This window comes from Shewanella zhuhaiensis, assembly GCF_022484835.1.
Taxonomy (GTDB): domain Bacteria; phylum Pseudomonadota; class Gammaproteobacteria; order Enterobacterales; family Shewanellaceae; genus Shewanella; species Shewanella khirikhana.
In genome coordinates this window covers 639,027-657,503 of sequence record NZ_JAKUDL010000002.1, presented here as the reverse complement: position 1 = coordinate 657,503, position 18,477 = coordinate 639,027, and the positions used below count along the sequence as shown (strand labels likewise).

Sequence of the window (18,477 nt, the reverse complement as noted above, 5' to 3'; positions counted from 1 at the left end):
GCAGTATCTAGCTAAATCCTTTCGAATCTTTGACTATGCACAGAGCCAAATCCACCCTCGAGCAATGGCGTATTCTGCAGGCCGTGGTTGACCATGGCGGTTATGCCCAGGCTGCAGCGGCACTCAATAAGAGTCAGTCATCGTTAAACCATGCGGTGGCCAAGTTGCAACATCAACTGGGGGTCGAGCTGTTGGAAATTCGTGGCCGCAAAGCCTATCTCACCAACCGCGGTGAAGTGCTGCTAAGACGCAGTCGATACATCACACAATCGGTGATGGAGCTTGAGCAGCTCGCATCTAATCTCGAAAAAGGTTGGGAGCCTGAAATTACCATCGCCCGCGAGATCATTTACCCGATGGATAAACTGATTGCCGCCATTAACCACTTTTTGCCCAATTGCCGCGGCACCCGGGTTACTGTGATTGATTCAGTGCTCGCAGGCACCCACGAGCTGGTACACGACAAGAAGGTCGATATTGCCCTGTGCGGCGGCAATCCGCCCAAAGGGTTTCTCGCCCAACCACTGTGCACCGCCGATCTGGTGCTGGTTTGCCATCCGTCCAACCCGCTGGCGGCCGAACCCAAAAACCATGACGACAAGTCACTTGCCCAGCATTTACAAATCGTTATTCGTGATACGGCCTATAAATCTGCCACCGATATCGGATGGCTTAAGGCCGAGCAGCGCTGGACCGTAAGTAATTTCCACGAAGCCAAAGCCATTTTGGCCTCAGGCAGCGGCTTTTGCTGGCTGCCCAAAGAAATGGTGGAAAAGGAGCTTCGGGATGGCGAGCTTGTCAGGCTGTTTTTAATTGGCAGCGAATGCAGGCGGGTGCCGATTAACCTGATTATTCCCAGCAGGGACGATCAGGGACCCGCCGGGCGGGCGCTGGAAGAGCTTATTTTAGCGCAGCACGGTATTTCAGACCGTCAGTGATACTCCGGATGAGCGTTGGTCGTCCTCGGAGGCGGACTCTTCTTCAACAGCATTGAGGTAAGCCAGAATGGCTCTTGGTGGACCCAGCAAGCTGATATCCACCGCCTTTTTGGCACTCTGCGGATTTTCGGTGCTTTCATCTTGATTGCTGTCTACGCTGGAAGCGGTACTGCCAGCGGTCGCTGAAACTGCCGCTGTCGATGAACTCTCTCCTGCCTGTGTTTGTTCAGCGTCCTCTTCCGTGATAGAAATGGTTTGTGCCAAAGACGCCCTCACCCGATCGCTGATTTGCTCAACCACGGCATCCTGTTGCGTATCTTTTACCAATGCGCCCGTTTCATCCAGGCTAGCACCAGCAAGCGTAGGGGTTACAGTTTCAAAGGCCGGCAGTTCATCGATGGCATTATCGGCACCAAGCAGCGGTGCCAACGCTTCTTTATCTGGCATGGCCGCCTGACGCTCCTCCACAAGCGACTCTTTTGCGGTGTTGATTTTACGCAGTGCTTCGGCCGCCACCATTAAATCGGCCTGGGAAGGGTTAACCGGCGCCATCGCTGCAGCATAGACCTGCTGCATTTTATTGATAGTCGCGCGGGCATTGCCGTGTACCGGCGCGATATCGATAGAGACTTCACCGCCGGTGGCGTAGCGCTTGCCATCGGGGCCCACTTCGTATTCAAAATTGGGTGAACGGGCGTATTGCCCCCCTACCGCCGCATGGGCACGTTCATGGGCGTGTACTTCTTCCTGACGAGCCTCGAGTTGCCTTACCTCCATTGCTTCCCGGGCCATGGCCTGCGCCTCACGCTGGGCATTTGCCTTGGCTCTGGCGTCATCTTCAGTATCACTTCGGGATGGCTCGGTGCTGCTGCGCGCGGCGGTATCTTCAAATACTTTACTGAGCTGCTCTCGCCTGGCGGCGTCTTTTTGCTGCTTCTCTGCCTGAGCCTGCTGTTCGCGCTTTGCAGCCTCAGCTTCTCTATTGGCGGCTTCTTGTTTGGAAGCTTCTTGTTTGGAAGCATCTCGCCCCAGGTTTTCAGCCGCCGCTGTCTCTTGAATGTCTCGACTGGAGCGATCTCTGCCGAAGACCACTGGCGCAGCAGATGGGGCTGCTTCCTGCGCATTAAATGTTGATGACGTTTGGGGCGACAAACGGGGTGTCGGGTCAGGCACGCCCAGCCCCATACCAAAGCCACTCGCTGAGCCGTTTGATGCCGTTTGCGACCCACTAAACACCAAGTCAGGTGCGGTCACAGCAGGTGCAGCAGAGGGGCTAACCAGGGAAACTCCCATTCCACCGACCCGATCACTGCCGGGGCCAGCGCTGAATGAACCACCAAGCCCGATATTTACCGCGGCTTTTGTGGTACCTGTTAAAGCTCCTGAGGCCTGGCCAGTGCCCAGACCAAAAGATGGGCTATCAGCCAATGCCGTCAGCGCTATATTGGCAGCTTCAGGCGCATATTGCGCGGCAGAACCAGCACTATCTGCCAAACCTGCGCTATCTGTAAAACCTGCACTATCTGCTAAACCGGAACTGTTGCGTGGTTCAGATGACATTACTGGCATAGCAGCGATGGATTGCGGGCCTGTCAGCAGATTGAAAGAAACGGAGGGCGCAGCTGCCGACGAGGGCAACGCCAAGGTCGCAGTGCCTAGAGCAGATCCCGTTGGGACTTCGGCCAAGGAGTCGTGATCAATACCATCAGCAGTTGAGCTTGAGCTTGAGCTGGAAACTGGGCCTGAATTTGATCCTGAGCTTAAACGCAAACTCGGCTGAATGCTTTTTGCTTCAGCAGACGTGCCGCTGAAGGCATTACCACCTATCGATGCTGGCGTTATTGCAGGCACTGACATGCTTGCAGCATTTGAAAAGCTGGCAGCAGCAGGCCCTGTAACAACGGCATTGGGTTGAGATGAAATAGCTGAAGATGAAACAGCCGAGTGAGGAGATGAAAGAACGTGCTTTCCCTGCGTGGCAGTGGATGCCCCGTTAGGTGCAGCGCCCTCTTCTCGCCCGGAGCCTAAACTCCTGAGCTGATTAGCTGACGCCGTTTGGTGAACAGACAGCGTCGAAGAAACCATGTTGGTTACACTGTAATATCTATAATGGTACCGATAGTCTCGTCGGCCGTTTCAATTACCTCAGCTGAGGCTTCTGCCTGATTAACCGACTGAGTGGCTTTCACCAGGGCATCGGTCTTGTCCGGCGCATCAGCCTTAAGCTCAGCGCTCTGCTGGGCAGGTTCGCTACGGGCTACATCGATGGTTGCCTGGGTCAAACCGCTTTGCGCGCTGTTGAAGCCATTAACACCCGATACAGATGCAGGTGGGATTTGCATGGTCCCCTCCTTAACAGGTTTTGGTGATCGGGTTAATTATTGGCCATAATGGCGACAATTGCCAGTAAAAATGCACCCTAGCAACGCCGAATGAGCGCCTGTTTACCACTGGGACTCCCAGTCTTTCCACACAGGGTTCAGCCCCCTCGATTTCAGCACAGCAGCGATTAGGGCTGAACTTCTGTCATCACTGATTTCAAACTGATCCAAATGGGTATCCGGCTCGGAATAGCCACCCGGTGATGTAGCACTGCCAGCGCTGGTTTGGGTGATCCCAAGGGCAAACAGATTGTCACGAAATTCAGGCCGTTCACGGGTGGAAAGACTGATATCCAGCGCTTCATTAAACAGCCTGAATGCGCAGATAAGCTGCACCAAGCCTTTATCGCTTATCTCGGTTTTAGGCGCCACGCCGCCGGTGCAGGGCCTGAGTCTTGGCAGTGAAATACTGTAGCGGGTGCGCCAGTATTTTCGCTCAAGATAATCAAGATGATAACCCATTAAAAGCGCATCCAGGCGCCAGTCATCAAGCCCCAGCAGCACCCCAAGGCCAATCTTGTCTATACCGGCCAGCGCCAGTCTGTCGGGCGTATCCAGGCGCCAGATAAAGTCCATTTTTTTGCCGCGCGTGTGATGCTCAGCGTAGGTGGCTCGCTGATAGGTTTCCTGATAAATCATCACAGCATCAAGCCCGAGAGTTACCAGCTCGCGGTACTCCTGCTCGGCTAGGGGCTGCACTTCCATCGCCACGTAGGAAAACGCGCGCTTTACCTCGGGTAACACCTTGCGAAAATAGCCCATGCCGACCTTGGTTTCATGCTCGCCGGAGACCAGCAGCACTGAGTCATAGCCCATGGCCTTGATGGCGGCCATTTCGCGGGTAAGCTCGGTTTCATCAAGGGTCTTACGCTTAATGCGGTTACTCATTGAAAAGCCGCAGTAATCACACTCGTTTGCACACAGATTGGATAGATACAGCGGCAGGTACATACCGATACTGGCACCAAAGCGCTTACGGGTGAGCTGCATACTTTTTTGTGCCATCTGCTCAAGATAAGGCTCAGCGGCAGGTGACAAGAGTGCCAGCAGCGCGTTCAGATTACCCGCCGGTGCCCGCAGCGCCGCCTCCACATCCTGTACTGTGGCGGAGTAAAGCTTAAGCCGCAAGCTATCGGGGTTCAGGCGCGAAAATGCCTCAGAGAAATAGCCCTGGCTCATAACAGCTTTTCCGCCATGCCCGAATCAACCAAGCCCGTGGTGGATGAGCCTGTATTTAAAAAGCCGGTCAGTGGGCTGGTTTCGTGGGCATGCAGGCTTTTACTGCCAAGCCCGGCCAAATAGGCTTCTCGGCCAATTTGCACTGCCAGCGCAAAGGCTCTGGCCATACGCACAGGGTCGGCACTCGAGGCAATGGCGGTATTAACCAGCACGGCATCGGCGCCAAGTTCCATCGCCTCACAGGCGTGGGAAGGCGCGCCAATGCCTGCGTCCACCACCACAGGAATGCTCGCCTGCTCAATGATAATTTTCAAAAACTCCCGGCTGACCAACCCCTGATTGGAGCCTATGGGGCTGCCGAGGGGCATGACCGCCGCGCAGCCAATCTCTTCCAGGCGCCGACACAGCACAGGGTCGGCATGCACGTATGGCAGCACCTTAAAGCCCTGGCTCACAAGCTCTTTGGCGGCAGCAAAGGTTTCCATGGGATCTGGCATCAGATACTTGGGATCCGGGTGGATCTCAAGCTTCAGCCACTCGGTGCCCAGCATTTCCCTGGCAAGCGTAGCGGCGAATATCGCTTCTTTAGCATTGCGGGCACCGGAGGTATTGGGCAATAGCCGAACGCCGCGCTCCAATAGCGGCGCCAGAATATCATCGCTGCCGGCTTTAAAATCCACCCGCTTCATGGCGAGAGTCACCAGCTCACTGCCGCTGGCAGCAATGGCATCCTGCATCAGCTTACCCGAAGCAAACTTGCCTGTGCCGGTAAACAGCCTGGAGCCAAATTCCGTTTCTGCAATGTTTAGCATCTCAGCCTCCTGCCACTGCTGCAAAAAGTTCAACCGCATCATTGTGTTTAAGATGAATATGTTCCCAGCGATGCCGCGGTACCACTTCACCGTTGAGCACCAACGCAATATGGCTATCGCGCTCGCAGTGATGTTTAACCAAGCTGGCCAAATCCTGGCCGTCGTCTATTGGATGGGATTGTCCGTTAACACTGATACTCAGCATGCCTTGCGCTCCTTGTCCTTACCGCAAACCGGGCAAAGGGGATCGACAGGCACCCTGGCTTCATGCCAGCGAAAATGCCTGAAATCGAAACGTTGCAGGCGTCCAGCCTCGCAGGGAAGTTGAAGCAGTTCATTCAAACAAAGTTGTGCCTGCATCGAAGCGACAATGGCCACAGCGGGCCCCATAACCCCAACCGCAGCGCAGTTTTGCGCCGAAGTGGTGCCTGGCGGGAACAGACATTGATAGCAGCCACCTTCACCGGGCCGCTGCACAAACAACAGCCCGTCAAAACCGGCAATGGCGCCACTGATAAGCGTTTTGCCTTGCTTTGCGCAGTACGCGGAAATGAGATGTCGCGCCGCAAAGTTATCGGTGCAATCAAGCACCAGCCCGGCGTTGTCGAGCTGAGTTAAGGTCTCACTGTTAAGCTCGCCGCACACAGATACCTTTAAGCCTGGTTCTCGAGTCTGTAAGCGCGTAGCCGCGACCACAGCCTTGGATTTGCCCAAATCAGCGTCGCAAAACAGCAGCTGGCGCGGCAGGTTTGAAAGCTCCACGCTATCGGCATCAAACAGTGACAAATGCCCCACTCCCGACGCGGCCAGCAGCATGGCCGCCTGGCAGCCAAGGCCACCCACACCCACTATGGCCACGTGGGAGTTCCTTAATCTGAGCTGCCCGGCTTCGCCGCATTCCGGCAACAGAATTTGCCGCGAGTAGCGGATAAAGTCTTTATCAGCGAGCATTCCGCTTCTCCCAGGCATCAGCGAGTGCGCGAAAGGCCGCCGCCGGTTCGCTTGCTTCGGTCACAGCACGCACCACGGCAATGCTGTCCACGCCTGTAGCAGCGACCTTGGGTAAATTACCCGCCTCTATGCCGCCAATCGCCACGGTTGGCACAGCTGTGCTGACAATCTTCGCAAGGAGTGCCAGCGTCTCCAGCCCCTGTGGTTTGGAAGGCATTTCCTTGGTGGTAGTGGGAAAAATATGCCCAAGGGCGAGGTAGCTTGGGTTAAGCTCAAGCGCCAGCAAAGCCTCAAACAGCCCGTGACTCGACAGCCCAAGAGCCATGCCAGCTTCAGCGATGGCATCCAGCGGCACAGTTTCTATATCCTCTTGCCCAAGATGCACCCCAAAAGCGCCATGGCTGATGGCCAGGCGCCAATGGTCGTTGATAAAGACGCGCGCCTTATGCTGCCTGCCAAGGGCGATGGCGCGGATGATATCCGCTTCAGCCGCGCTGCCGGGCGTCACTTCACCCTTGATCCTAAGCTGTATAGTTTGGGCACCCGCCTCAAGCAGCGTTTCAAGCATGTCGATGTCGGCCACCACGGGATAAACGCCAACATCACGCCCAAGGCGGGTAAACACCTTGGTTGGCAACCTGTGACTGCGGCTCTCATGTAATCGGTGAATCGATGCCATAGCGGCAAGGGACTCAGGCATGCCGGTGCGGGCCAGTGGCCCGGGACCAGAACCTACAGCGCTTGCCTGCCTGAGCCCCTCAAATACATAGGCTTTGGCCAGCAGCACCGCATCGGGTAGCACCAACCCCTTGGCGACAAAGGCGGCTATGGCACTGGAAAGCGTGCAGCCGCTGCCGTGATTGTGCACAGTCGCGACCCGCTCACCGCTGAGCCAAAATCTCTGCTTGCGGTGCAGCGGCGAAATAGTCGCGATATCCCCCAGCAGCAACAAATCCCTGGCCTTTGACTGCTGCCAGGGGCAATCACCGCCTTTAGCAAGCACGCTGCCGCCGAAGCTGCGCCACAGTCTGTCGGCAGCAATCGTCAGGGCATCATCATCCGCCAGCGACTTGCCGGTCAGCCACGACAGCTCCGCCTTGTTGGGGGTGATAAGGCTGATTTTTCCGGCAAAGGGACTGAAATCGAGCCCGCTGACAGACGCCGTGCCTTGAGAGCACGATGCGGCCTGCTGCAACTCATCACCGCAGGAGGCCACCATCACCGGGTCAAGAATGACCGGCACGCCAGGCAGATTATCCCCAAGCCAGTTCGCCAGAAACTCAAGCTGCGCCTGATTGGCGATAAGGCCAATTTTCACCGCGCTTGGGTACAAATCCGCCTTTAACGTCTCAAGCTGGGCACACAGCATCCTTGGTGTAACCGGCTCAACCGCCGTCACCGCCACCGAGTTTTGCGCTGTGATGGCGGTTATCACGCTGCAACCATGGCAGCCAAGGTCATGCAGCGTCAGCAAGTCGGCCTGAATACCAGCGCCGCCACCGCTGTCGGAGCCAGCGATGGTCCAGACTACAGGCCTTGCCGCCAGTTCGTTTTGAATCAAGGGTTTTGCAGCCATAGCCTTGCCCTCGCCCATTTACACCAGTTCCTGATCGGCCTTGCGCGCCGCATCGACGTGGGCCTCGCTGTAAAGCTCGCTGCCGCTTTCTTTGAAGGTGGCCGACATCTTGTCCATACCCGCCTTGGCATAGCTTTCTGCCGCGCCCACCTCGACCGTTTGCACTGCGTCGGGGTGCTTGTTGGCCGCATTCTCTAAGCTCGCTGCGTTCTCTAAGCTCGCTGCATAGTCGCGTACGTCCTGAGTGATCTTCATCGAGCAGAACTTGGGGCCGCACATGGAGCAGAAATGGGCCACCTTGGCCGACTCCTGCGGCAGAGTCTCATCGTGATAAGCACGGGCGGTATCCGGATCGAGCCCGAGGTTGTACTGATCTTCCCAGCGAAACTCGAACCGTGCTTTGGAAAGTGCATTGTCGCGGATTTGCGCGCCGGGATGCCCCTTGGCCACATCGGCCGCGTGGGCGGCAATCTTATAAGCGATAAGGCCTTGTTTTACATCTTCCTTGTTGGGCAGGCCTAAATGCTCTTTGGGCGTCACGTAGCAGAGCATGGCGCAGCCATACCAGGCAATCATGGCCGCGCCAATGCCTGAGGTGAAGTGATCGTAGCCCGGGGCAATGTCGGTGGTCTGGGGGCCCAGGGTGTAAAACGGCGCTTCGTCGCAGTGCTGAAGCTGCTTGTCCATGTTCTCCTTGATGAGCTGCATGGGAATATGGCCCGGGCCTTCAATGATGGTTTGCACATCGTATTCCCAGGCGATTTTTACCAGCTCCCCAAGGGTTTCGAGCTCAGCAAACTGGGCTTCGTCATTGGCATCCGCAATGGAGCCCGGGCGCATGCCATCCCCAAGCGACAGAGACACATCGTAGGCGGCGCAAAGTTCGCAGATCTCACGGAAATGGGTGTAGAGGAAGTTTTCTTTATGGTGGCTTAAGCACCACTTGGCCATGATGGAGCCGCCGCGGGACACTATGCCGGTCACCCGTTTTGCAGTCATGGGCACGTAGCGCAGCAGCACGCCCGCGTGGATGGTGAAGTAATCCACCCCCTGCTCGGCCTGCTCAATCAGGGTGTCGCGAAACACGTCCCAGTTAAGATCTTCGGCGATACCGTTGACCTTCTCCAGCGCCTGATAGATGGGCACAGTGCCAATAGGCACCGGTGAGTTACGCACTATCCACTCGCGGGTCTCGTGAATATAACGGCCGGTGGACAAGTCCATCACGGTATCTGCGCCCCAGCGGGTGGACCACACCAGTTTTTCCACCTCTTCCTCGATAGAAGAAGTCACCGCCGAGTTACCGATATTGGCATTCACCTTCACCAAAAAGTTGCGACCAATGATCATCGGCTCAGCTTCGGGGTGATTGATGTTGGCCGGAATAATCGCCCGGCCGCGGGCTACTTCGTCACGGACAAACTCAGGGGTAATGGGTTTGCCCACCAGAGCGCCAAAGGCTTCGCCTGGTTTTTTGCGGTTAAGCTGCTCATCGGTGACTTCATCGCGGGCCATGTTTTCGCGAATGGCGATGTATTCCATCTCAGGGGTGATAATACCCTGACGGGCATAGTGCAGCTGGGTAACCCACTTACCTGCCTTGGCGCGGCGCGGCTTTGGCAGCACGTCAAAACGGAGGTGATCCAGCCCCTCATCGGCGAGGCGCTGCTGGGTAAAGTTGGATGAGGCGCTGTTAAGCTCTTCGGTATCAGAACGCGCTAAAATCCAGCCTTCACGCAGCTTGGGCAGGCCTCGGCGCACATTGATGTCGGCATCGGGGTCTGAATAGGGACCGGCGCAGTCGTACACCTTGATGGGTGGGTTGGCCTCAAAGGTTTCTTCGCCGCGCACGTTCACAATGCGGGTATCGGTTTGATGGATTTGGTGCATGCCCACCTGGATATCAGGCCGTGAGCCTTCAATGAAAATCTTTTCGGAATTGGGGCGGCGCAGCGGCTTTAAGTTATCGATAAAGTCCTGGGCTGCTTTACGGGTTTCGCGGCGGTTTGACATCAGCAATCTCACTTTTGGTTTCAAAATGGAGTTGCTTGTCGGGGGAGAAAATTGAGCAGTTGAATCAGCGGCGACGACAGTTTTGCAGTGTTTTCAGCGCTGTCTGGCGTCTCATTCACCCCGGTTGCCTGGCAAACTCTCCGCGTATTTCAGCTGAGATGTTTCGTTGCTGGCCACTTTAGTCTTCAGCTTGCGGCGGGCTTTCGCCTCATGTTCCGGCTTATCTTTCGGTTTATTTTCCGGTTTATTTTCCGGTTTATTTTCCGGCTTAAGCTGCTGACGCTAACTGGGGTGGATTTGATGCTTGTTTCCTTCGCAGGTTCTAACCTGATCAGGTTCAACGGATCCCGAATAAACGGTCTCAGCCCTAAGGCACTCCGACAAGTGCTGGCAGTATAGGCTTAAGCGAAGGCCAATGACAATAGCCACGAAGGGGAAATTTATTCATATGAGCAGTGAAGCGTTAATCAACTTATTTTTATATACATATACCAATTAGCTTCCTTTGCAATGAAGATATTTCAACGCAAATCTTGCTTGCCCATCAATGCAAGGTACTTGTTGATACCTTCTTTAAGCGCCTTTTTTACCCTGTCCTCACCACAACGAAACGGAAAACCCAGATTCTCGGCATGGGGATTAATGGGCGTTGGCACCTTCACCACCCGATAGCAGGTATCGCCGGATTTCACGATGCGATTGGGATCGATGTCGGAGTCCAGGGTATTGGGTTTATAGAAATCATCGGCACTTGGTACCAGCAGCACTTCCATCTCGGGCAGTAGCTCTGACATGCCACGCCCCGCCGCATTCATGTGAACGGTCTGCTCGTCGGCGTAACTCTGCGATAAGGCATTCAACGCCTGAGCGTTTTGGCGCGCCATAAAACGGCTGGCGGGGGTCGAGAAATCAAGCTGACTCTGCTCAGATGGTGCGGGCGTCTCTATCGGCGGCAGAGATTCCCGCCGAGCCTTCTGCACCGGCTCAACTGCAGGCTGTGCTGGAAGCGGTTCATCCTTGATAGGGTCAGGCTCTTTTGGCGCTGCAGCCAAGGCAGGCTCGACAGGCGTTTTTTGCTCGTTCACTTGCACACGCTTAACCTGTTCGAGTTCGGGTTCGGGTTTGGATTGGAGTTTGACTGCAGCGGGGTCCGGATTCGCCTCTGGCGGCTGTTCAATTGGCTGTTTTGGCGCGCTGAACACCAAATAGGATTGCAACGCCTTGGGCTGGTTGGCGCGCTCATCCAGCACCGCGCTTAATGAACCCAGCTGCGGTGCCAACTGCCAGGCAAGCAGCCCCAAAACGGCAAGGTGCACCAGGGTAACGGGCAGCAGCAATTTAAGCGGCAGTGTCTGCCTAACGTCGATTCTGTCTCGCGTCTGGGTTTCATCCTGCCTTACTGTGTCTTCTTGCGTTACGGATCCGGCTTCCCGTTGTGTAAGGGCCGTGAAGGCGGGAAACAACGCTGAACCGCTTTCATGGTCAGTGCATTCAATACCAGGGTTAAGATTGTCACCGTCTCGTACAGGCAAAGCCGTCGATGTTAAGCGCAGCTGAGGCAATTCATTTGGGGTTCGGGTTGCAAACAGACTCAGCGGTGCCATTGAGCCATCATCCAGCCTGTCCTGTTGATGGCAGTGCCGATGGGCATACATAGGCTGCGGCGCAGGTGGCAAGGAGCAGCCCAATCCGTTCGATTTATCCTCTTCAGCACATGCTTCGTGGCCACCGGATTGAATGCACGCATCCTGCATACCCGGTGTTTTCAATTGGGGATTGCGGCTGGAGTCATTGCTGTTACTGCTGTTGGTCAAACGCCTTTCCTTTTCCCTGGGCTCTTGCGTGAGCTTTTCCCTGATTTTCTGGCCTTTTGGCTGGGCTCGGTTTTGCTTTATTTGTGCTGGGGGCTTAGTTTCTTGCTCGAGCTTCAGCCTTCAGTGCACCTGAGACTGTGAACTGTGCCCAGAATCCGGTGCCAATGTCGCTTCTTTTGCCCTGAAACCAGTAGCTGAACTTACCAGGCGAACTTAATTGCAGCGCCTGATAAATCACCCGCTTAAAGCCGCCATTAACCATATCGCTATTTGAACAGAGGCAAGCTGCAAAAGTTCCTGATTGGTTATCATCTCGCGCAGCCTGCTGCCTATCTTAAAGGGGTGAGATTTTGCTTTGCCCAAAAACATGCGATTCAATACATTGATTTAAAACAGATAAAAATATTTAAGCGTACACTTGTACTCTTTTTTGTGGTGTTTGCGGAAAGTGAATGTTAGATTAACGACTCTAATGCCAAGCCCTATCCCAAGAGTTCATCATGCCGTCAATGCAAGCCAGCAGCGTATCAGATCCTGCTCCTGTCAATGCTCCGAAAAATGCCTCCTCGGATGCCTATGGCAGCGCCAGCCAAGCCGCTTATTGCGAGCGGGAAGAACTGGCCAACACCTTAAGCCACGGCATTGGCGTGCTGGCGGCGCTGCTTGGCACGGCGGCCATGTTGTATGACAGCATCGGCCATTTGAGTGTTTTGCAAACCTTAGGGGTTGGCCTTTATGGCCTGAGTATGGTGCTGCTGTTTGCCTGCTCTACCGCCTACCACTGGGCCAAATCACCTGCACTTAAGCGCAAACTCAAACTGTTTGACCACTGCGCCATTTATCTTTTGATTGCGGGAACTTACACACCTTTTGTACTCATTACTCTGGAAGGAGCCGGTGTCGATTGGGTATTGGCAGCTATCTGGTTACTTGCGCTTGGCGGTATTGGATTCAAGCTTTTGTTTTTACATCGCTTTAAAGCATTCAGCCTGGTGCTGTACCTTGCTATGGGCTGGTTGTGTGTGGCGGTGCTCGACAAGATGATCGCCGGCATGACCGACACCGGCTTTACTCTGCTGCTCACCGGCGGCCTGTTTTACAGCCTGGGAGTGGTGTTTTATGCGGTGAAACGCATTCCCTTTAACCATGCCATTTGGCACCTGTTTGTGCTTGGCGGCGCCATCAGTCACTTCCTGTGCATTTACCTCACGGTGATCCCCAAGGGCCAGTAAGCAAAGGTCAAAGTACCAAATGGCATAAAAACTGAGACGCAAATGCAGTTCCTCTTCATGCCAGTGGTTTGCTAAACACCTCTGCCCGCCTTCTTGTTGTTCACCAGTGTGCTTGCTGATAACTGTACTCTGTTGACGTTGACGCTCAGCTTCCCTGTGAGCGCTCAGTGCTAGTGAAAATCCCGCGAGGCCACTTTGAGGCTATCGAGTAAATGCGAGATATCCTCAAGCCGACCGGCCACCACATGGGTCACGCCATCGGCATGTTCTACAGTGCCATTTACTTTCAAAATAGTTGATGTCAAATACGGCCTTCGCTGCGCCCTTGCTGTTCCCATCCACACAATCAGGTTAGTGTTGCCAGTCTCATCTTCCAGCGCAATAAAGGTAACGCCAGATGCAGTGACGGGTCGCTGCCTGCCGGTCACCACACCGGCAACAGTTACCAGCTGCCCATGACGGGTGTCCTCAAGCGCTTTTGCTGTCAAAGTTTTTCCAAGCAAACCCGCAGTTCGCAACAATGCCATCGGATGTTGCCCCAGACTTAGCCCCTTACTGCGATAATCCGCCTTGAGGCACTGCACCGCATTGGGGGCATCAAGACTTGGCTCTGCGCCCCCTGGCAGCAGCGGCTCTGGCAAGTCATCAAACAGCGGCAGGCTTGCCTGACGGGCCGACAATTGCCAGCGACTTTGAAATCGGTGGCCACTGAGCAGTCTGAAGGCATCGGCAGCAGCAAGCAGCTCCAAAGCGTGCCTGTCGAGCAAACCGCTGACCTCACTCAAGTGCGCAAAACCCGCCCCAGGGCGAACGGCAACCAACCTTTGCATAGCCTGCTCTTTCAAGCCCTTAACCTGCCTGAATCCGAGCCGTATCCCAAAGCCGGTGGCAGTCTTCACCAGGCTGCTGTCCCACTGGCTGTGATTGATACATACATCAAACACCTCCACCCCATGGCGCCTCACATCCTGCAACAGCTGCGATGGGCTGTAAAACCCCATCGGCTGGCTGTTCAAAAGTGCGCAGCAAAAGGCCGCTGGGTGGTAAAACTTAAGATAAGCAGACACATAGGCTAACAGCGCAAAGCTTGCCGAGTGGGATTCAGGAAAGCCATACTCGCCAAAGCCCTGAATTTGGCGAAAGATCTGCCGGGCAAAGTCTTCGCTGTAGCCCCGCGCAGCCATGCCATCCAGCAGCTTTTGCTCGAAGGGCCACAGCTTGCCGGTATGTTTCCAACTGGCCATGGCCCGGCGCAGCGCATCCGCCTCACCGCCACTGAAACCTGCGGCCACCATGGCAAGCTTGATCACCTGCTCCTGAAAAATCGGCACCCCCATGGTGCGCTCAAGCACGGCTTTGACTGCCTCGCTGGGGTAAGTCACCGCCTCCAACCCTTTGCGGCGCCTCAGGAACGGATGCACCATGTCCCCCTGAATTGGCCCCGGGCGCACAATCGCAATTTGAATAACCAGATCGTAATAGCAGGCAGGTCTGAGCCTTGGCAGCATGGACGTTTGCGCCCGGGACTCCACCTGAAACACCCCCATGCTGTCGCCGCGACTGAGCATGCGATAGACATTGGGATCTTCGGCTTTGATTGACCGCATGCCAAAGGGCTGCTGATGACGACTGATAAGCTCGAAGCACTTACGGATGGCAGTCAGCATCCCCAGCGCCAGCACGTCCACTTTCAGTAGTCCCAGCGCCTCCAGATCGTCCTTATCCCACTGAATAACGGTTCTGTCTTCCATGGCGGCGTTTTCCACCGGCACCAGCTCGGCCAGCGGCCCGGCAGAAATTACAAAGCCGCCTACATGCTGGGATAAATGACGCGGAAACCCGAGCAAGGACTGCACAAGATCGCCAAACATATCGGCGCCAGGCAACTGCGCGGCTAATTGTTCGCGCCAGGGATGGCTAGGATCGCGCCTGTCGATGCCCTGAATGAGCCTAGCCACCAGCTCTCTGTCCAGCCCCAGCACCTTGCCCACCTCGCCCATGGCGCTTTTGAGCCGATAGGTGATCACACTCGCGGCCAGCGCCGCCCGGTGGCGGCCGTACTTGCGGTAAATGTACTGGATCACTTCTTCGCGGCGCTCATGCTCAAAGTCCACATCGATATCCGGCGGCTCGTGGCGTTCTTTGGAAATAAAGCGTTCAAACAGCATATTGACCCGGGTCGGATCCACTTCGGTGATCCCAAGGCAAAAACACACCACCGAATTGGCCGCCGAGCCGCGGCCCTGATGCAAAATCCGCTTGCGTCTGGCGAAGCGGACTATGTCGTAAATGGTGAGAAAAAAATACTCGTATTCAAGCTCATGGATAAGCTTAAGCTCGGCCAGGTACTGGCGTTTTACCGCTGCAGGCACCGCCAGGCCGTAGCGGCGCCGGGCGCCTTTGGCCACCTCCCGGGCAAGATATTCACTGGCGCTAAACCCGGCAGGCACCAGCTCCGCCGGGTACTCGTACCTCAGCTCAGCCATCGAAAACCGGCACTGGCTGGCAATCTTCTGGGTGTTGGCAATCCACTCCTGCGGATAACGGCGATGGATACTGCCAAGGGGCCGCAGGTAATGCTCAGCGTTCTGGCACAAATGCCCTTCGGCTTCATCAAGCCTGAGCCCTAAGCGAATGCAGGTGAGCACATCCAAAAGCGGCTGGCGCGCAGCGCTGTGCATACGCACATCTCCTGCCGCCACGCAGGGGATGTCGCACAAACCGGATAGGCGCTTCAAATAGCGCTGCCACAGACTGCCTGCGGCCTCAAGACACTGCTCTGCCAGTAAATAGCGCCGCCCCTGCCAGGCTGCGAGCTGCTTTGCCAGCTGCTTTTGCGTAGCAAACCACTGCCGCTCGGTCGCGGCAATGTCTGCCCCCGGGTTTTGGGGCATCGGCGGGCGCCACAGCAGCACGCAGTCAGGTAAAGGCAATAACAGGTCGTCGAGATTGATGCGATATTCCCCTTTCGGGGCCCGCCGCCTGCCACGACTTATCAAACGGCACAGGGCGCCATAACCTGCCCGGCTGTTGGCCAGCAGCACAAAGGTGCCTTCCGGCAGCCGAAATTCACTGCCCACAATCAGCGCTATTCCGGCATCCACGGCTGCCATGTGCGCCTTGACCACACCTGCCACCGAACACTCATCGGTAATGGCGATGGCACTGTAGCCAAGCCGCGCCGCCTCGGCCACCAGCTCGTGTGGGTGCGATGCGCCCCGTAGAAAGCTGTAGTTGCTGATGGCATGAAGCTCGGCGTACATCAAAACCAGCCCTGCAAGTAAAGTCCGGGCTCGCCCTCACGGCGAAACACCCAGCACAGGCCACCTTCATGGTGGCGGGCAAGATAATAGTCCCGCGCCGCGCCTCTGGGTTTCCCGCTTGGCAAACTCTCGTTTACCTGGCCTGTCTCAAACTCAGTTGTGCTTTGAGCCGCCATGGTTTGGCTGCCATGCCACCAGGGCTCACGCAGCCGCTCTGGGCCGCGCAAGAGCTCAACATCGGTTTCTGCAATCGCTTCTGGCGCCACCAAAAGCCAGGGCGGGCGGCAGGCAAGTGACAGTCCTTCTGTGGCCGCATCCTGTGTGGCCGCAGGCTTAGCTGCTGCGGCTTTTGTCGCTGGCTCGCTCAGTTTCATCACGGCAGCTGCTGCTTCGCTCGTTGCCGCATCGCTCATTACAGCTTTGTTTGTAACAGGCTCATTGGCCGCTGCTAAGCCCATAACAGCCAAGCCCATAACAGCTAAGCCCGTAACAGCTAAGTCCGTATCTGTTAAATCCGTAGCTACTATTTCTGAATCGAATCGCGGCGCTATAATTTCAGTCATGGGATCATCATTCGCCCCATCTATTGCAGCCGAAGTTGCCTGGTTATCGGCTCGAGCGGCAGGAAGAGTAAAAGCTGTGTGGATGACATTCGAAGCGCCAGCCGTGTTGGCGTTTTTTTTATCTGGTGCCGGAGGGATATCGGCAGCTACTGCGCGTTGTCGCGCTGACTTGGTCAGCGATAACGGCGCAGCCGATTTATGTGGGTTCGTTTTTGGCTGCTGGAGTGAAGGCTTTGCAGGCAAATCCATATAGGCAACCGCCACAGTTGCTGACATCGGCTGCAGGCAAAAGTTGTGCTCCGGCAAGAGCGCCTTTCTGGCGCCAAGGCGCTTTACCCTGCCTTGCCCCAGCCGGGCTTCGAGCCGGGCCAACAAGCTCAAACTGGCTCTGTGACTGTTTTCAATGGCTCCTGCCAGCGGCGCACTTCTGGGGCTAAAGTGACAGCGGTGCAGCGTCAGTGCCACCACGGGCGCGGCCAACGTAAATCGCTCCAATTGCAAACGGCACAGGGCCAACAGGCCATCGGCGGTGTGTTCGGCAAAGGGGTATGCCAGCGACAGGCGCGCTTCATGAGCCTCTGCTGTGGACTGATCCGACTCAGCTTTATCCAAAGCCCAGGATAGCGCGCCAGTCACGCTTACCTGACCGAGACTTGCCTTTGGACTCCCTGTGATCTCGGAGGCCTCTGTGGCCTCTGTGGTTTCTGTGGTTTCTGTGGCCCCTGTGAAGGATGCCCGGTAATGCAGCACCAGCTCCAGCATGGAAACCGCCAGCTGTCGCTGACGTAAAAACAGCGCCAGCTCGGCAAACATACGCCCAAGTACAAACACCAGGGCATTGAGGCTTTCGGCCTCATACATCAGCTCAAGCCGCTGGCAATACTCTTCCTGCGGGCAGTAAAAGCTCTGGGGATGGGGCTGCTTACCGTTAAGCCTTGCCAATAGCAGCACAAATTCAGGACCAAAGCGGATCCCAAGCTCGGCGGCGGGTAAAGCCTGCAGCGCACCTATATGCTCAAGTCCCATCCCCTCCAAACGGGATAACAGCGCCTCGGGCACAGGCAGAGTGGAGATTGGCAGCGCCGATAATTGCCTTGATAAAGCCTCAGCTGCGCTTTTGGGCTCAGCCATCGCTTTTGATGCCGGTTTTGAAGCGGAAACCTTGAGAGCCGATTGCGACGTTGCAGCCCTGGCAAACACTGGCTGCAGCGTCTTTGATGCCAGACTGGGCCGGGTTTTGGCCAGCATACCCGCTGCCAACGGCGTGGCAGCAAAGGCCATGGCAAAGTGGCAGTTAAGCCCTTCAAGCGCGGCTGCCAATGCCTTTGCCAGCGCCGCTTCGCCACCAAAGAGTTTTGCCATAGAGCCGGTTTCAAGCAGCAGTACATCGTGGCAACGGGCAAAAAACGTATCGGGTTCAGGGGGCGGCACCAGGCGGGCACTGAAACTGTAGCCGTGGCGACACAGCCAGTCGCAGCCCTGCCGGTGCAGCGAGAGCACAAAGGGAAATGGCTGCACATTGGGGCACAGCTGCGCCGCGCTGCCCATGCTCTGACCGGCCATGACCCCGGCACTGGCCGCCTGCGGACAGGCTTTGAGCACCCGCGCCCTTGCCACATCGTACAAAATAAGCGGCATGGATGGCGCCAGCCCCTGTACATGGCGCAGATAATCCAGTTCCCAATGGGGCAGCCATACACCAAGCCAGCGCATCAACCCTTAACCCAAACAGATTGATGACGCCTCAGCCCGCGG

Annotated in this window: 13 protein-coding genes and 1 riboswitch; of the genes, 2 read left to right on the top strand and 11 right to left on the bottom strand. The window is 56.1% G+C overall.

What is annotated here, in order from left to right; genetic code table 11:
- Positions 1-35: 35 nt before the first annotated feature.
- Positions 36-938 carry a LysR family transcriptional regulator gene (locus MJ923_RS08525; RefSeq protein ID WP_240590719.1) on the top strand — a complete coding sequence of 301 codons (903 nt, stop codon included), beginning with the start codon at positions 36-38 and terminating at the stop codon, positions 936-938.
- Here MJ923_RS08525 and MJ923_RS08520 read toward each other — a convergent pair.
- From MJ923_RS08520 to MJ923_RS08480, 9 genes are all read right to left on the bottom strand, one after another.
- Positions 924-3,023 (bottom strand): putative metalloprotease CJM1_0395 family protein, encoded by a 2,100-nt coding sequence (locus tag MJ923_RS08520; RefSeq protein ID WP_240590718.1) that lies wholly within the window; start codon positions 3,021-3,023, stop codon positions 924-926. The two genes, MJ923_RS08525 and MJ923_RS08520, sit on opposite strands and share 15 nt — an antisense overlap.
- Before the next feature lie 5 nt (positions 3,024-3,028).
- A complete protein-coding gene (locus MJ923_RS08515) occupies positions 3,029-3,280 on the bottom strand; it encodes a chemotaxis protein (RefSeq protein WP_126167005.1) in 252 nt (83 codons plus the stop codon).
- 102 nt (positions 3,281-3,382) lie between these two features.
- Positions 3,383-4,498, bottom strand: a complete 1,116-nt coding sequence (gene thiH, locus MJ923_RS08510; RefSeq protein ID WP_240590717.1) for a 2-iminoacetate synthase ThiH — start codon at positions 4,496-4,498, stop codon at positions 3,383-3,385.
- The gene (locus tag MJ923_RS08505; protein ID WP_240590716.1) at positions 4,495-5,310 is read right to left on the bottom strand and encodes a thiazole synthase; all 816 of its coding nucleotides are present in this window, start codon (positions 5,308-5,310) and stop codon (positions 4,495-4,497) included. Before MJ923_RS08505 ends, thiH begins: the two co-directional genes overlap by 4 nt.
- Before the next feature lies 1 nt (position 5,311).
- Positions 5,312-5,515, bottom strand: coding sequence for a sulfur carrier protein ThiS (gene thiS / locus MJ923_RS08500; protein ID WP_126167008.1), 204 nt, complete (start codon positions 5,513-5,515; stop codon positions 5,312-5,314).
- The gene (locus tag MJ923_RS08495) at positions 5,509-6,261 is read right to left on the bottom strand and encodes a HesA/MoeB/ThiF family protein (RefSeq protein ID WP_240590715.1); all 753 of its coding nucleotides are present in this window, start codon (positions 6,259-6,261) and stop codon (positions 5,509-5,511) included. Before MJ923_RS08495 ends, thiS begins: the two co-directional genes overlap by 7 nt.
- On the bottom strand, positions 6,251-7,837 hold the full coding sequence (gene thiE, locus MJ923_RS08490) for a thiamine phosphate synthase (RefSeq protein WP_240590714.1): 1,587 nt from the start codon (positions 7,835-7,837) through the stop codon (positions 6,251-6,253). The genes MJ923_RS08495 and thiE overlap by 11 nt, the downstream gene beginning before the upstream one ends.
- An 18-nt stretch (positions 7,838-7,855) precedes the next feature.
- Entirely contained in the window at positions 7,856-9,850 is a 1,995-nt protein-coding gene (gene thiC / locus MJ923_RS08485; protein ID WP_240590713.1) for a phosphomethylpyrimidine synthase ThiC, read from the bottom strand.
- Positions 9,851-10,141: 291 nt separating this feature from the next.
- Positions 10,142-10,240, bottom strand: a riboswitch (TPP riboswitch).
- 131 nt (positions 10,241-10,371) lie between these two features.
- Positions 10,372-11,619 carry a hypothetical protein gene (locus MJ923_RS08480; RefSeq protein WP_240590712.1) on the bottom strand — a complete coding sequence of 416 codons (1,248 nt, stop codon included), beginning with the start codon at positions 11,617-11,619 and terminating at the stop codon, positions 10,372-10,374.
- A 545-nt stretch (positions 11,620-12,164) separates the two neighbouring features.
- Between MJ923_RS08480 and trhA the strand changes: the two genes are divergently transcribed.
- Positions 12,165-12,896, top strand: coding sequence for a PAQR family membrane homeostasis protein TrhA (gene trhA / locus MJ923_RS08475; RefSeq protein ID WP_240590711.1), 732 nt, complete (start codon positions 12,165-12,167; stop codon positions 12,894-12,896).
- A gap of 170 nt (positions 12,897-13,066) precedes the next feature.
- Here trhA and MJ923_RS08470 read toward each other — a convergent pair whose 3' ends face one another.
- Positions 13,067-16,159, bottom strand: coding sequence for an error-prone DNA polymerase (locus MJ923_RS08470; protein WP_240590710.1), 3,093 nt, complete (start codon positions 16,157-16,159; stop codon positions 13,067-13,069).
- Positions 16,159-18,435 (bottom strand): Y-family DNA polymerase, encoded by a 2,277-nt coding sequence (locus tag MJ923_RS08465; RefSeq protein ID WP_240590709.1) that lies wholly within the window; start codon positions 18,433-18,435, stop codon positions 16,159-16,161. Before MJ923_RS08465 ends, MJ923_RS08470 begins: the two co-directional genes overlap by 1 nt.
- Between the last annotated feature and the right edge of the window lie 42 nt (positions 18,436-18,477).

Coding starts and splice junctions, on each gene's coding strand:
- thiE (WP_240590714.1), bottom strand. CDS start 7,837: ATGGCTGCAAAACCCTTGATTCAAAACGAACTGGCGGCAAGGCCTGTA.
- thiS (WP_126167008.1), bottom strand. CDS start 5,515: ATGCTGAGTATCAGTGTTAACGGACAATCCCATCCAATAGACGACGGC.
- MJ923_RS08470 (WP_240590710.1), bottom strand. CDS start 16,159: ATGTACGCCGAGCTTCATGCCATCAGCAACTACAGCTTTCTACGGGGC.
- MJ923_RS08505 (WP_240590716.1), bottom strand. CDS start 5,310: ATGCTAAACATTGCAGAAACGGAATTTGGCTCCAGGCTGTTTACCGGC.
- MJ923_RS08525 (WP_240590719.1), top strand. CDS start 36: ATGCACAGAGCCAAATCCACCCTCGAGCAATGGCGTATTCTGCAGGCC.
- thiH (WP_240590717.1), bottom strand. CDS start 4,498: ATGAGCCAGGGCTATTTCTCTGAGGCATTTTCGCGCCTGAACCCCGAT.
- MJ923_RS08520 (WP_240590718.1), bottom strand. CDS start 3,023: ATGGTTTCTTCGACGCTGTCTGTTCACCAAACGGCGTCAGCTAATCAG.
- MJ923_RS08495 (WP_240590715.1), bottom strand. CDS start 6,261: ATGCTCGCTGATAAAGACTTTATCCGCTACTCGCGGCAAATTCTGTTG.
- MJ923_RS08515 (WP_126167005.1), bottom strand. CDS start 3,280: ATGCAAATCCCACCTGCATCTGTATCGGGTGTTAATGGCTTCAACAGC.
- thiC (WP_240590713.1), bottom strand. CDS start 9,850: ATGTCAAACCGCCGCGAAACCCGTAAAGCAGCCCAGGACTTTATCGAT.
- MJ923_RS08465 (WP_240590709.1), bottom strand. CDS start 18,435: ATGCGCTGGCTTGGTGTATGGCTGCCCCATTGGGAACTGGATTATCTG.
- trhA (WP_240590711.1), top strand. CDS start 12,165: ATGCCGTCAATGCAAGCCAGCAGCGTATCAGATCCTGCTCCTGTCAAT.